Genomic DNA, 13,641 nt, shown 5'->3' with positions numbered 1-13,641 from the left:
GAACCCGTATGTGCCATGTATGCGTGATCAACAACGTCAAATCCTCAATGCTGTCGCGCCGTGATTTCTTCCGCAAATCCGCGGCCGCCGGGCTCGCTGCCACGGCGGCGGGCGCTTTCTCCGCCCGCCCGGCCCTGGCCCAGGCAGCCGGCAAGGTGGTCGATCTCACCCACACGCTTGACGGCGATTTCCCGACATTCGATGGCAAGCCTGGAATTCTCTACACCGAGAACGTCAATTTCGATGCTTCCGGCTACCAGCTCTGGGAACTGACCATTTTCGAGCACTCCGGCACCCATATCGATGCGCCGCTGCACTTCTCTAAGGACGGCACATCGGTGGCCGAACTCGATCCGCAAAACCTGATCTGTCCACTCTGCATCATCGATATCAAGGCCAAGGCTGCCGACGAACCCAATTCGATGGTCGAGCCCGAAGACATCGAAGCCTTTGTCAGCGCTCACGGCGACATCCCCGAAGGCGCCTGCGTGGCCATGAATTCAGGCTGGCAGGACAAGGTCGGCGATGCCAGCTACCGCAACAACGCGGAAGGCAATTTCGCCTTTCCGGGCTTTTCCAAGGCTGCGACTGACATGCTGGCCGAGATGGGCGCGGCCTCGATCGCGGTTGACACGCTTTCGCTCGATCCGGGCAATTCGGCGGATTTCGCGGTGCATTACTCATGGCTCCCGGGTGGACGTTTTGGCATCGAGAACATCGCCAATCTCGATGCTCTGCCCGCGAGCGGAGCCACCCTGTTTGTCGGTGCTCCAAAGCACCGCAACGGCACCGGCGGTCCCGCCCGCATCATGGCCATGGTCTGATGCGCCGCAAACCCGCAAATTCCATCGAGATATGGCGAGCCTATGCCGGTCTCGGCATGCTCGCCCTGGAGGCGCAGGCCGTGGTGGGCATGCGGATGCTTGGGATGAGTGGCGCCTGGCCGGTCGGCAAGAACGAGAACCGGAAAATGCTGTCGGAAAAGCCGCCGGCGTTTTCCAAGGCGGCCACCGCGGCAGCCAGAAAGGCGGCGTCAGGCGCAAGGCCGGATCAGGTCCTCTCGGCTGCCGTCAAGCCGCTGGCGCAAACCGCACGGGCAAACCGCAAGCGTCTCGCCGCCAAGGCGGGGTTTCGCAGGACGAAAGCATGAGCCGATTGAAGAAGATCGTTCGAAAAGGGTTGGGATTTTGTCTGGCCGGCCTGCTGGCGACCTCCACGCTGGCCGATGACAAGCCCGATTGCATCGATCCGCAGACCCAGATGGAAATGACCTATTGCGCCGGTGTCGACTATGAGGATGCCGACGCCGATCTCAATGCGCTCTGGCCCGATGTAATCGCCGCTGCAAAACTCAACGACGAATATGTGGCCGACATGGCGCGTGAACGCGGCGTGCCGACAACGGTGGAAGCCCTGCGCGATGCCCAGCGCGCCTGGATCAGGTTCCGCGACGCTCAATGCGAATTCGAAGCCTATGAAGTCTTCGGCGGCACCATGCAGCCGATGGTCGGAAGCCTCTGTCTGACGCGGCTGACCCGAGAACGCATCACGTTGCTGTCCCAGGCACTTGAGAGCCGCTGATGGCCCGCTTTTTGCATGCTCGACTGACTGAGTGCTAAACCAACCGAGGATCACCGATGCCCGCCAAGATCTCCCGCTCATCCTACGCCGCGATGTATGGTCCGACCGTCGGTGACAAGGTCCGGCTTGCCGACACCGAGCTCTTCATCGAGGTCGAAAAGGACTTCACCACCTATGGCGAAGAGGTCAAGTTCGGCGGCGGCAAGGTGATCCGCGACGGCATGGGGCAGTCCCAGGTCACCCGTGCCGATGGCGCGGTGGATACTGTCATCACCAATGCGCTGGTGGTCGATCACACCGGCATCTTCAAGGCCGATATCGGCCTGAAGGATGGCCGCATCGCCTCCATAGGCAAGGCTGGCAATCCCGACACTCAGCCCGGCGTCGACATTATTGTCGGCCCCGGCACGGAGGTGATTGCAGGTGAAGGCAAGATCCTCACCGCTGGCGGTTTCGACAGCCATATCCACTTCATCTGCCCGCAGCAGATCGAGGAAGCCCTGATGAGCGGGCTGACAACCATGCTCGGCGGCGGCACCGGCCCCGCACACGGCACGCTGGCCACCACCTGCACGCCCGGCCCCTGGCACATCGGCCGCATGATCCAGGCCATGGACGCGTTCCCGATGAACATTGGCCTGTCGGGCAAGGGCAACGCCTCGAAACCGAGAGCGCTCGAGGAAATGATCCTCGGCGGCGCCTGCGCGCTCAAGCTGCACGAGGACTGGGGCACCACGCCGGCGGCCATCGACAATTGCCTCGCCGTGGCCGACCAGTATGACGTCCAGGTGATGATCCACACCGACACGCTCAATGAAAGCGGCTTTGTCGAGACCACTGTCGATGCCATCAAGGGCCGCACCATTCACGCCTTTCACACCGAAGGCGCCGGTGGCGGCCATGCACCCGATATCATCAAGGTCTGCGGACTGCCGAATGTCCTGCCGTCCTCGACCAACCCGACCAGGCCCTACACGGTCAACACCATCGCCGAGCATCTCGACATGCTGATGGTCTGCCATCATCTGGACAGCTCTATTCCCGAGGACATTGCCTTCGCCGAAAGCCGCATCCGCAAGGAGACGATTGCCGCCGAAGACATCCTTCATGACATCGGCGCCTTCTCGATCATTGCGTCGGACAGCCAGGCGATGGGCCGCGTCGGCGAGGTGATCATCCGCACCTGGCAGACTGCCGACAAGATGAAGCGCCAGCGCGGCGCCTTGCCCGAGGAAACCGGCGACAATGACAATTTCCGCGTCCGCCGCTACATCGCCAAATACACCATCAACCCGGCAATCGCCCAGGGGGTGTCGAAACACATAGGCTCGATCGAGGTCGGCAAACGCGCCGATCTGGTGCTGTGGAATCCGGCATTCTTTGGCGTCAAGCCCGACATGGTCTTGCTCGGTGGCATGATTGCCGCCGCCCCGATGGGCGATCCCAATGCCTCGATCCCGACCCCGCAGCCGGTGCACTACCGCCCCATGTTCGGCGCCTATGGCAAGGCGCGGACGGAATCCTCCGTCACCTTCGTCAGCCAGGCCGCGATCGAGGACGGGCTTGCCCACAAGCTCGGTACCGCCAAGCAGCTCTGCGCGGTTGAAAACACCCGCGGCGGGATTTCCAAGTCATCCATGCTGCTCAACGACGCGCTGCCCCATATCGAGGTCGACCCGGAAACCTACGAAGTCCGCGCCGATGGCCAACTGCTGACCTGCGAACCCGCGACCGTCGTGCCGATGGCGCAGCGCTATTTCATGTTTTAGATATGCCGCATGGCTGCGGACAAATACCTGCGGTCTCTTCAGTCCCGTTGATGCTCGTCAAGCCATGCAGCTTCATTTTTGGCTTATACTTGCCTTCTGAACGTCAGAAGGGAGAAGCCAATGTCCGGTATCAGGTTGAAGCACAAGGGTTGGGTTTTGATTGTAGACGGCGAGAAGGCATTGTTTCTGGAAAACACCGGCACTCCGGATCACCCGGAACTGCATGTGGTCACTGCGTTCGGGCAATCCAACCCCAGAACATCGGCACAGGGTGAGGATCGTCCCGGACGCCTGTCCGACGGGATGGGCAGCGCGCACCGAAGTGCGGTGCAGGAAACCGATTGGCACCGCTTGGCCAAACACGAATTCGCCCATAAGATCGCATCGCTGCTCGAGCAGGAAGCTCAGGTGGACCGCTTCGACCAACTCGTCATCGTGGCGCCGTCGGTGATCATGGGTGAATTGCGCAAGTCGTTGTCCGGCCATGTTTCAAAACGGATTGTTGCGGAAGTGGCAAAGGATCTGACCGGTCACCCGGTGCCTGAAATTGAAAAGCTGCTTTTCGGATAGGGATACGCATGAATCTGCTGACGGTCACATCAGTCACAAGGACGTTTGAGAATCCCGTCGCAACCATTACCCTGGATGAAACCGCACGGCATCGACGCCGCATGCGGATGGTCTCTGACCGCATGGATAACGGCGCCACCATCACCTTCCTGCTCGATCTGCCGCAGGCGCGGCTGTTGCGCCATGGTGACGGTCTGGTGCTCGACGATGGCCGGGTCATCGAGATTCGCGCGGAACCCGAAAGGCTGATGGAGGTGAGGGGCAGGGATGCCCGGCATCTGCTGTCGCTGGCTTGGCAGATCGGCAACCGGCACCTGGCCGCTGAAATCACTGAAACGGCGATCCGGCTGAGAACCGATCACGTGATCCGCGACATGCTGATCGGGCTTGGAGCTTCGGTTGAGGACATCGAAGCGCCGTTCGATCCCGAGGGCGGCGCCTATGGCGGGGCGCATGCCAGTCATCATCACGATCACGACCACGGCCATGAACATGCGCATGGTCATGAACACGGGCACACCCATGACTAGAAACCACGATTGGCATGGCGATCAGATCACCAGGGATACGGTCATTGATGCAGCCTACCGGAATACCCAGAATGTACGCCGGTTCTTCCTGTCCGAGATTGGTGAAAGGTTCAAGTTCGATCGCCCCTTCATGGAGTGGATGAGAACTCACCGGGGAGCCAGGATGTCAGACGCTGTTGCCGAATGGCTGCGCCGCGAGGCGGCGAAATGAGCGATGCAACAGCCCTTTTGCGGCTGATGAGCTGGCTCTCGCCGGTGTTTCCCATCGGTGGATTTGCCTATTCCGCCGGGCTGGAGCAGGCGGTGCACGCGGGCCATGTCGGCGACCGCGAGTCGCTCGCCGCCTGGGTCGAGGTTCAACTCACCCAGGGCGCACAATGGAATGACGCCGTCATGCTGGTGGAAGCCCATCGCGGCGCCGGTGACAGGGATGGACTTGCTGAACTGTCCGATCTTTGCCGGGCGCTCTGTGTCGGCCAGGAGCGTCTCAACGAAACGGTGGGGCAGGGGACGTCGTTTCTTCAGGCCGTGTCCCATTGGGTCAGTCGCGATCACTTCCCCGGACGGGAGACGCCCTTGCCGGTGGCTGTCGGAATCGCGGCAGGTGTCGACGGCATAGATCCCCGCCTGGCTGTCGGCGCCTATCTGCACGCCTTCGCGTCCAACCAGCTGCAATGCGCCATCAGGCTCTCCGTCCTGGGCCAGGATGGTGCCGCCGGAGCGCTGGCCGGCCTCGAGACGATCATCGGCGAAACAGCCGGGCGCGCCGCGAATTCGACACTGGAAGATCTTGGCGGCGCTGCCTTTGTTGCCGATATTGCCTCGATGAACCACGAGACCCTCGAACCGAGACTGTTCCTGTCATGATCATTGTATCGGCCCTGTTCATAGCGCTTGTGCTAGGACTGACCTCAGCCCTGCATTTTTACTGGGCCGCGGGCGGCATGTGGCCGGCCAGAGACGAGCAGAGCCTCGCTCGAACCGTCATCGGTGGCAACGGCATCGCCGGAATGCCCGACCGGCGGCTGACCATTGCGGTGGCAAGTTGCATAGCGCTTGCCGCGGTCTGGCCGATGCTGTGGCTCGGCTGGATCGTCACACCGGCACCGGATTGGCTGTTGACGGCCGGCATGGCAGTTCTGTCTATCGTGTTCATTGCCCGCGGCATCGCCGGATTTGTTCCTGCCGTAAAGAAAAGGAACAGTGAAGAGCCCTTCGCGACGCTGAACGCGCGCTATTTTTCGCCATTGATCGTGCTGCTTGGCTTGATTTTGACAGTACTCCTTCTGACAGATCCGAGGGTAACCCCATGACATCATCGAACGGCCCCCTGCGCATCGGCATCGGCGGCCCGGTTGGCTCCGGCAAGACTGCCCTGACCGACAAGCTCTGCAAGGCGATGCGCGACACCTACTCGGTCGCGGTGATCACCAATGACATCTACACCCGCGAGGACGCCGAGGCGTTGGTGCGGATGCAGGCACTGCCGTCCGACCGGGTGGTTGGCGTCGAGACCGGCGGCTGTCCGCACACGGCAATCCGCGAGGATGCCTCGCTCAACCTGCGTGCCATCGATGCGCTGAACGAGCGCCATCCCGGTCTCGACATCATCTTCATCGAGTCCGGCGGCGACAATCTCGCCGCCACCTTCTCGCCGGATCTCGCCGATCTGACGATCTATGTCATCTCAGTGTGCCAGGGCGAGGAGATCCCCCGCAAGGGAGGGCCGGCGATCACCAGGTCGGACCTGCTGGTGATCAACAAGATGGATCTCGCTCCCCATGTCGGTGCCGATCTTTCGGTCATGGAACGCGATGCATCGGCTGGCCGCAAGGGGCGGCCGCATTTGTTTACCGATATGCGCCGCGGCGCAGGGATCGAGGATGTGGTGGCATTCATCGAGGAGACCGGCGGGCTGCGCGCCGCCACGGCGGCGCAATAACCGGCCGGTAAGCGCCCCGGTTCAGTCCCGCTCGAAATCCGGCAGGCTGTTGAAGGCCGAGCGCAACGCATCGGACCACCCGTCGGAGATTTTCCGGTAGTAGGGATCGGTGGACTGGATGCGCTTCTCGTAGCCCTTGGTCAGGCTGTCGCGCTCATAATATTGAAGATCGAGCGGCAGACCCACCGACAGGTTCGATTTCAGCGTCGAATCGAACGAGACATAAAGCAGTTTGGTCGCCATCTCGAAGCTCATTTCCGGATCATACGCCCGCACCAGGATCGGCTTTCCGTACTTGTGCTCGCCGATCTGGAAAAACGGATTGTCGTCCGTCGCCTCGATGAAATTGCCTTCGGGGTAGATCAGGAACATCCGCATCGCGCCGCCGGCGACCTGGCCGCCGAGAATGAAGGTGGCGCTGAAGGTGGATTCACTCTGGTAGCCGCCGTCCGACGCTGTCTTGATCACGTCGCGTACGGTCTCGCCCACCAGGCGCGCAACGCCGAACATCGAGGGCACTTCCATGATGTCCGGGTGCCGGTCTTCGGCCGCCTTGGTATGTTCTTCCAGCATGCTGACAACCGTCTGTGTGGTTGCCAGATTGCCCGCCGACAAAAGCGTGATCAGACGCTCCCCGGGCTTGGACCAGGTGTACATCTTGCGGAAGGTGGAAATGTTGTCGACGCCTGCATTCGTCCGGGTGTCGGACATGAACACGAGGCCCCTGTTGAGGCGTAGCCCGACACAATAAGTCATGATTCGCGAATCAGCCCCGAAAATTAAGCAGGATTCTTATTGCTCCACTGTGATCCGGACTGCAAGCTGTTCTTCGCCGGTGCCGGTGCGCACACCTGATATCGGCGCGGCATCCTTGTAGTCGAGGCCATAGGCGATGTGGACATAGCGGTCATCGGGCGAGATATCGTTTGCCGGATCGAAGCCGACCCAACCGAGCCCGTCGACATGGGCTTCCGCCCATGCGTGGCTTGCGGCCTGGTCGGGCGTATCCTCCATCATCAGATAGCCCGACACGTATCGTGCCGGGAACCCCATCACGCGGGCGGCTGCGACAAAGGCCTGGGCGTGATCCTGGCAGACCCCTTTTCCGGAGGCCAGCGCATCTTCCGCCAGCGTCTGGGTCTGCGTCGCCCCCGGGACATAGGCCATGGCCTGATGCAGCTCGGTCTTGAGGCTGTGCAACTGGTCGAGCGGCTTGCCCTTCTCGATGCCGCGTGCCAGCTCGCGGATCAGTTTGCCCGGTTTCGTCAGCGCCGAATCCCGTTGGTAGAGCCACAATGGCATGTAGGCCTTGTGCGGGCCCGATACGCCAATCTTGTCGTAGGTCTCGACAATGCCGGAAGCCACGACCTTGATGGCTTCGGTGTCACGGCTCGCACTCACCAGTTCCACCATGTTTCCGAAATGGTCGACATAGCGTGCTTCCACCGTGCCGCCTTCAACCTCGGTGTTCCAGGAATGCACTGTCTGCAGTGGGCTGTTCTGCGGGGTCAGTCTGAGACGCTGCAGCGCATACCGGACCGGCTGCGCATAGGCATATTCTGTCACATGGGAAATCTTGAGCTGCATCAGGTCAGTCCTGGTAGAACCGGTAGGCTTCGGAGATTTCGGCAGCAACCCGGCTGTTCTGGCTGATGAAACCCTGAAGAAATTCGTGAAGACCGGTATCCATGATCGACTGGATTTCCCGCTCGCGCAGCATCCCCAATGTGGCTGCCGCGGTCTCATGGCAGCTTTCCCGTGCGCCATATTCCCGCTCGAGGTAGGAGAGGTTGGCGTTGATCTTGTCGTAGCAATAGGCAAGCGATCGCGGCATGCGGCCATTCAGGATCAGAAAATCCGCAATGTTGGACGGCTTGTAGTCGTCGTCATAGACCCATCCGTACGAGCGGTGTGCCGACACCGACCTCAGGATCGATTCCCACTGCACATTGTCGAGCGATGAGCCGACATAGGAAACCGCAGGCAACAGCACATAGTACTTCACATCAAGAATGCGCGAGGTGTTGTCGGCGCGCTCGATGAAGGTGCCAATGCGCGAGAAATTGTAAAGCTCGTTGCGCAGCATGGTGCCGTGAAAGGCGCCGCGTATCAGTCCCGTGCGCTGCTTGATGTTGTCGATGATCCCCGGCATGTCCGCACTTGAAGGCTTGCGCGCCAGCTGTGCCTTGATGTCGAGATAGCATTCGTTGGTTGCTTCCCAGGCCTCGCGGGTGAGCGCCGTTCTCACCATCCGCCCGTTGTTCCTTGCAGCTTCGATGGCGCAAAGAATGCTCGACGGGTTGGACTTGTCGCGCAGCAGGTAGGTCACGGCATCGGCGCTGGTGACTTCGGGATTGGTCTCGCAATAGGCGCTGTAGACCCCCGAACTGCGCAGCACCGATTCCCACTCCTCCTCGTGCCCATGCATGCGGGTGAGCGACATGCGCAAACCGGCATCGATCAGTCGTGCCGTGTTCTCCGCGCGCTCGATATAGCGGAACATCCAGAACAGGCCGTTTGCGGTTCTTCCCAGCATGTTCAGTCCTCCAGCACCCAGGTGTCCTTGGTGCCGCCTCCCTGACTGGAATTGACCACCAGCGAACCTTCCTTCAGCGCCACCCGCGTCAGTCCGCCCGGAATGATCTGGATCTTGTTGGAAACCAGCACGAATGGCCGCAGGTCGACATGCCGCGGCGCAAGCCCCTTCTTGACCAGGATCGGCACGGTGGACAGCGACAGCGTCGGCTGGGCGATGTAATTGCCGGGCTTGGCCTTCAGCTTGGCAGCGAACTCCGTCCGCTCGCGCTTGCTCGCGGCCGGACCCACCAGCATGCCGTAGCCGCCCGAGCCATGGACTTCCTTGACCACCAGCTCGGCGAGATTGTCGAGCACGTATTGAAGCGTGTCGGCTTCCGAGCAGCGATAGGTCGGAACGTTCTCGAGGATCGGCTTCTGGCCGGTGTAGAATTCAACGATCTCGGGCATGTAGGAATAGATCGCCTTGTCGTCTGCGATGCCGGTGCCCGGTGCATTGGCAATCGTGATGTTGCCCGCGCGGTAGACATCCATGATGCCGGGCACCCCGAGGGTTGAATCCGGACGGAAAGACAGCGGATCGAGATAGTCGTCGTCGACACGGCGGTAAAGCACGTCGATCGCCTGGTAACCGCGGGTGGTGCGCATGGCCACCTTGCCGTCGATCACCCGCAGGTCGGAGCCTTCGACCAGTTCCACGCCCATCTGGTCGGCGAGATAGGCGTGCTCATAGAATGCCGAATTGAAGATGCCGGGGGTGAGCACCGCAATCCGCGGCTTGCCCTTGCATCCGGGTGGCGCCACCGCCGCAAGGCTCTGACGCAGCAGTTTCGGGTAGTTCTCGACCGGGCGAACCTTGTTGAGATGAAACAGTTCGGGAAACATCTGCATCATGGTTTCGCGGTTTTCCAGCATGTAGGACACGCCCGATGGCGTCCGCGCATTGTCCTCCAGAACGTAAAACTGCCCCTCGCCGGTGCGGACGATGTCTGTGCCGATAATGTGCGTATAGACCCCGCCCGGCGGACGCATGCCGATCATTTCAGGCAGGAATGCGTCGTTCTTCTCGATCAGCGCCCGCGGCACGCGGCCCGCCTTGATGATTTCCTGCTTGTGGTAGATGTCGTCAAGAAAGGCGTTGAGCGCCATCACCCGCTGTTCGATGCCTTGCGCCAGCTTGCGCCATTCCGATCCGGAGATGATCCGCGGCACAATGTCGAAGGGGATCAGCCGTTCCGAAGAGTCTTCCTTGCCGTATACGGCAAAGGTAATGCCGGTCTTTCGAAAGATGGTTTCGGCATCGCGGGACTTCTTGATGAGATCGGAAGTCTTCTGTTCCGAATGCCAGTTGAAGTATCCCTTGTAGGGTGTTCGCGGAAGGCTGTCCGCAGTCAGCATTTCATCGAAAGGCACGTGTTTGGTGCTCCCCTTTTGAGATCATAAGATCGCATCACGGCTTAGAAAGCAAGAACCGTGCAGAATTTCTATTGTTCCGTAAGGACTGCGTTTTTTTTGCCTTGTGTTGCAATCCTGTCTCAATCCGGTTGGGCCTACCGCAGCGTGAGGACCGTTGATCTTGCTTCTCGCAAAGGCCGGGTTTAACGCTCCCCTGTCTCCTCAGTGCCGGTATCCTCATCATCGGTGCTAAACAGGTTTGGATCCGCTTCATGACCCTCGATCGCATCGCTCCGGCCCTGTTCGTCCTGCTCTGGTCAACCGGTTGGATCGTGGCCAAATACGCCAGTCCGCACGCCGATCCGCTTACTTTCCTGAGCCTGCGTTTCACGCTTGCCGCCGTGCTGTTCGCCGTCATCGCCTTCGTAAGCCGTGCCGCCTGGCCATCGTCCCGATCCGGCTACCGCCACGCCGTTGTTTCCGGGGTGTTTCTGCATGGCATCTATCTGGGTGGAGTCTGGTGGGCGATTTCCCAGGGTGTGCCTTCCTCGGTGTCGGGCCTGATTGCGGCCCTGCAGCCGCTGTTGACGGCACTTGCCGCTCCGCTGATCGTCGGTGAACGGCTCAGCGGCGCGCAAAAGCTCGGTGTTGTGCTTGGATTTGCCGGGCTGACGGTCGCCATCCTGCCACGCCTGATGGCGCTCGAATCCTCCATGCTGCAGATCGCCCTGCTGCCCTTGCTGGTCAATGTTTTTGCCATGGCATCAGTGACTGCGGGCACGCTCTACCAGAAGCGCTATCTGCAGGAGGGCGACCTGCGCTCCATCGCGTCGCTGCAGTATGTTGGCGGGTTTCTGGTGGTCATGCCGATGGCATTGCTGATCGAGCCTCTGCGGGTCGACTGGAACCTGGAATTCGCGCTCGCCATGGGCTGGTCCGTCCTTGGCCTTTCGCTGGTCTCGATCATGTTGCTGCTCTATCTCATCCGGCGTGGCCAGGTTTCGCGTGCCGCGTCGCTGACCTACCTGGTGCCGCCTGCCGTCGCGATCGAAAGCTGGATCCTCTTCGGTGAGGTGCTGACTGTCCCGATGATCATCGGGACACTGATCGTCGTCATTGGCGTCTGGCTGACCAATCGCAAGACACGGGTCATCGTCTAGGCGGACTCGCAAGCAAATTGGAGAGTGTCATGGTGCTCGAAAATCTGACGATCCGGCCAGCGACCATCGCCGACGAAGCCATGGTTTCGGGAGTTCTTGCTGAGAGCTATGCCAGTCTCTGGCAAGACCATTACTCCCGCTCAGATCTTGATGTGCTGTTGCCGTTGATAACCCGGGCCCAGCCGCAGCTGCTGGAGTCTGGCCGGTTTTTTGTCGCCATCAGCAACAGACAATGCGCCGGTTGCGGTGGCTGGAGTCTGGCCGTTCCCGGCAGGACGGATGAAATCGTTCCCGGCACCGGACATGTCCGCCATTTCGCGGTCCATCCGGATCATCTGCGCAAGGGTGTCGCCAGAGCGCTTTACAGCGTCTGCCTGGCGCAGGCCAGGAACCTCGGCCTGGTTCGCATGGAAGCCTGGTCTTCCCTGCAGGCTGTACCGTTCTATGCCGGTCTGGGCTTCCGCGAGATCGAGCCGTTGACGATCGATTTTCCCGACGGCATTGCCCTCCAGTCGGTCCGGATGATTGCCGATCCCGCGTGATCAGAAATCGGTCGGCACGCCGCCTTCCTGCTTGCGCCTGGCGACAAAGGCATCAAGCTCTTCCGCGATGGCTTCATCGAGTGCCGGGGCCTCGTAACCCGCGAGTGTTTCCTTCCACACCCGATTGGCATGGTCGTAGGTGGTGGGCTGGCCGGCAAGGCTCCAGCTTTCGAAATTGCGCCAGTCCGAAAGCATCGGCGAGTAAAACGCGGACTCGTAGCGCGACAAGGTGTGCGCGGTGCCAAAATAGTGACCGCCCGGGCCGACATCCGCAATCGCATCCATGGCCAGCGCTTCCGGGCTGGTGTCGAGCGGTGCCAGGAATTCGGCGACCATTTGCAGCATGTCGACATCCATCACGAATTTCTCGAAAGAGGCCGTCAGACCGCCCTCCATCCAGCCTGCGGCATGCATGATGAAGTTGCCGCCGCCCTGAACCAGTGCCCAAAGCGACATCATCGATTCGTAAGCTGACTGGGCGTCGAGCGTGTTGGCCGCGCAGGTGTTGGACGTCCGGTATGGCAGTCCATAGCGGCGGGCCAGCTGTCCCCCCGCCATGACCGCTTTCATGTATTCCGGGGTTCCGAAGGCCGGTGCCCCCGATTTCATATCGACATTCGAGGTAAAGCCTCCATAGATCACCGGCGCGCCCGGCCGGACCAGCTGGGTAAAAGCGATCCCGGCGAGAGCTTCGGCGTTCTGCTGCACCAGCGCCCCGGCTATGGTGACCGGCGCCATCGCGCCCGCCAGCGTGAACGGCGTGATCACCACGACCTGATTGCGCGATGACATCTCTATGATGCCCTGCAGCATCGGGGCGTCGTACCGCAGCGGCGAGGAGGCATTGATAATCGTGAACAGGGAAGGTTCCGCTTCGAGCTGTTCGGCTGACACACCGCGGCCGATGCGTACGATCTCCAGTGCATCAAGATTGCGCTCTTTGCCCAGGGAATAGGCATGGAATGGCTTGTCTGTGAGCTTGACCAGATCCGACAGGCAATCGAGGTGCCGCACCGAGGCGTGCAGGTCGGTCGGTTCCACCGGGTAGCCGCCGGTCATGTGGATGACGTCGAAGGATTGCGCCAGTCTTATGAGGTTACGGTAATCTTCCTGTGTTCCGGTCCTGCGGCCATTGTCCTTGTCGGAGCAATAGGGAGCCGATGCAACCTGAGCGAAGGCGAGATTGCGTCCGCCGATGTTGACATTCCGCTCGGGATTGCGCGCATGCAGGGTGAACGGGCCGGGGGCCTGCCTCACCAGGTCCAGCACCAGCCCGCGATCGAGCCGCACCCGCTCGGTGCCTGCAACGACATCAGCGCCCGCTGCGGCAAGCCGGTCCCGCGCCTCCTTGAGCATGAAATCCATCCCGATTTGCTCAAGCACGGCAAGCGATGCCTCGTGGATGGCTTCCAGTCCCTCCTCGGACAGAAGAAGCGATGGCTCCTGTGTATTGAGTATCGAGCGATAGCGCAGAGTGGCCGGGCCTTTCCTGCCCTTGCCCCGGTCTCCGCCGCGTCCCCCGCCTGCGCGCCTGCGCCTTTCCGGTGCTCCGGCGGTGTTTTCGATCGCCGTAGCGACAATGTCCTCAAGCTTGCTCATGGGAGTGCGCCTTGTGCG

Annotated in this window: 17 protein-coding genes; 12 read left to right on the top strand and 5 right to left on the bottom strand. The window is 61.0% G+C overall.

Annotated elements, in window-relative coordinates; all coding sequences use genetic code 11:
• The first annotated feature begins 8 nt into the window (after positions 1-8).
• The 10 genes from SPHINGO391_RS15670 to ureG all read left to right on the top strand — a co-directional run bounded on the left by SPHINGO391_RS15670 (position 9) and on the right by ureG (position 6,392).
• Complete coding sequence (locus tag SPHINGO391_RS15670; RefSeq protein ID WP_152009701.1) at positions 9-824, top strand: cyclase family protein; 816 nt, start codon at positions 9-11, stop codon at positions 822-824.
• A complete protein-coding gene (locus tag SPHINGO391_RS15665) occupies positions 824-1,150 on the top strand; it encodes an antifreeze protein (protein ID WP_193217313.1) in 327 nt (108 codons plus the stop codon). Before SPHINGO391_RS15670 ends, SPHINGO391_RS15665 begins: the two co-directional genes overlap by 1 nt.
• Entirely contained in the window at positions 1,147-1,581 is a 435-nt protein-coding gene (locus tag SPHINGO391_RS15660; RefSeq protein WP_193217312.1) for a lysozyme inhibitor LprI family protein, read from the top strand. Before SPHINGO391_RS15665 ends, SPHINGO391_RS15660 begins: the two co-directional genes overlap by 4 nt.
• Before the next feature lie 56 nt (positions 1,582-1,637).
• Complete coding sequence (gene ureC / locus SPHINGO391_RS15655; RefSeq protein ID WP_152009699.1) at positions 1,638-3,350, top strand: urease subunit alpha; 1,713 nt, start codon at positions 1,638-1,640, stop codon at positions 3,348-3,350.
• 120 nt (positions 3,351-3,470) lie between these two features.
• Complete coding sequence (locus SPHINGO391_RS15650; protein WP_152009698.1) at positions 3,471-3,920, top strand: host attachment family protein; 450 nt, start codon at positions 3,471-3,473, stop codon at positions 3,918-3,920.
• A gap of 8 nt (positions 3,921-3,928) precedes the next feature.
• A complete protein-coding gene (locus SPHINGO391_RS15645) occupies positions 3,929-4,450 on the top strand; it encodes an urease accessory protein UreE (RefSeq protein ID WP_152009697.1) in 522 nt (173 codons plus the stop codon).
• Complete coding sequence (locus SPHINGO391_RS15640; protein ID WP_152011590.1) at positions 4,443-4,661, top strand: DUF6434 domain-containing protein; 219 nt, start codon at positions 4,443-4,445, stop codon at positions 4,659-4,661. Before SPHINGO391_RS15645 ends, SPHINGO391_RS15640 begins: the two co-directional genes overlap by 8 nt.
• Entirely contained in the window at positions 4,658-5,317 is a 660-nt protein-coding gene (locus SPHINGO391_RS15635) for an urease accessory protein UreF (protein ID WP_244615216.1), read from the top strand. Before SPHINGO391_RS15640 ends, SPHINGO391_RS15635 begins: the two co-directional genes overlap by 4 nt.
• Positions 5,314-5,763: a DUF3995 domain-containing protein gene (locus tag SPHINGO391_RS15630; RefSeq protein ID WP_152009695.1), complete on the top strand. Its 450-nt coding sequence runs from the start codon at positions 5,314-5,316 to the stop codon at positions 5,761-5,763. The genes SPHINGO391_RS15635 and SPHINGO391_RS15630 overlap by 4 nt, the downstream gene beginning before the upstream one ends.
• Positions 5,760-6,392 (top strand): urease accessory protein UreG, encoded by a 633-nt coding sequence (gene ureG / locus SPHINGO391_RS15625; protein ID WP_152009694.1) that lies wholly within the window; start codon positions 5,760-5,762, stop codon positions 6,390-6,392. The genes SPHINGO391_RS15630 and ureG overlap by 4 nt, the downstream gene beginning before the upstream one ends.
• Positions 6,393-6,413: 21 nt before the next feature.
• Here ureG and SPHINGO391_RS15620 read toward each other — a convergent pair whose 3' ends face one another.
• From SPHINGO391_RS15620 to SPHINGO391_RS15605, 4 genes are read right to left on the bottom strand one after another with little or no spacing between them, the layout of a single operon-like run.
• Entirely contained in the window at positions 6,414-7,148 is a 735-nt protein-coding gene (locus tag SPHINGO391_RS15620) for a proteasome-type protease (protein WP_152009693.1), read from the bottom strand.
• Positions 7,149-7,184: 36 nt separating this feature from the next.
• Complete coding sequence (locus SPHINGO391_RS15615; RefSeq protein WP_152009692.1) at positions 7,185-7,979, bottom strand: transglutaminase family protein; 795 nt, start codon at positions 7,977-7,979, stop codon at positions 7,185-7,187.
• Between the two features lie 4 nt (positions 7,980-7,983).
• Positions 7,984-8,928, bottom strand: coding sequence for an alpha-E domain-containing protein (locus SPHINGO391_RS15610; protein ID WP_152009691.1), 945 nt, complete (start codon positions 8,926-8,928; stop codon positions 7,984-7,986).
• Between the two features lie 2 nt (positions 8,929-8,930).
• Positions 8,931-10,325, bottom strand: a complete 1,395-nt coding sequence (locus tag SPHINGO391_RS15605; protein ID WP_193217435.1) for a circularly permuted type 2 ATP-grasp protein — start codon at positions 10,323-10,325, stop codon at positions 8,931-8,933.
• 269 nt (positions 10,326-10,594) lie between these two features.
• Between SPHINGO391_RS15605 and SPHINGO391_RS15600 the strand changes: the two genes are divergently transcribed.
• Together SPHINGO391_RS15600 and SPHINGO391_RS15595 are read left to right on the top strand one after the other, a co-directional pair.
• The gene (locus SPHINGO391_RS15600; RefSeq protein ID WP_152009689.1) at positions 10,595-11,482 is read left to right on the top strand and encodes a DMT family transporter; all 888 of its coding nucleotides are present in this window, start codon (positions 10,595-10,597) and stop codon (positions 11,480-11,482) included.
• Between the two features lie 29 nt (positions 11,483-11,511).
• Positions 11,512-12,024, top strand: a complete 513-nt coding sequence (locus tag SPHINGO391_RS15595) for a GNAT family N-acetyltransferase (protein WP_152009688.1) — start codon at positions 11,512-11,514, stop codon at positions 12,022-12,024.
• On the opposite strand, the gene SPHINGO391_RS15590 is transcribed toward SPHINGO391_RS15595, so the two are convergent.
• A complete protein-coding gene (locus SPHINGO391_RS15590; protein ID WP_152009687.1) occupies positions 12,025-13,623 on the bottom strand; it encodes a trimethylamine methyltransferase family protein in 1,599 nt (532 codons plus the stop codon).
• Positions 13,624-13,641: the final 18 nt, after the last annotated feature.

Origin of the sequence: Hoeflea sp. EC-HK425, assembly GCF_902498795.1 — a bacterium.
In the GTDB taxonomy this organism is placed as follows: Bacteria; Pseudomonadota; Alphaproteobacteria; order Rhizobiales; family Rhizobiaceae; genus Hoeflea; species Hoeflea alexandrii.
The sequence above is the reverse complement of the archived record's forward strand: the minus strand, read 5'-3'. Positions and strand labels throughout refer to the sequence as shown.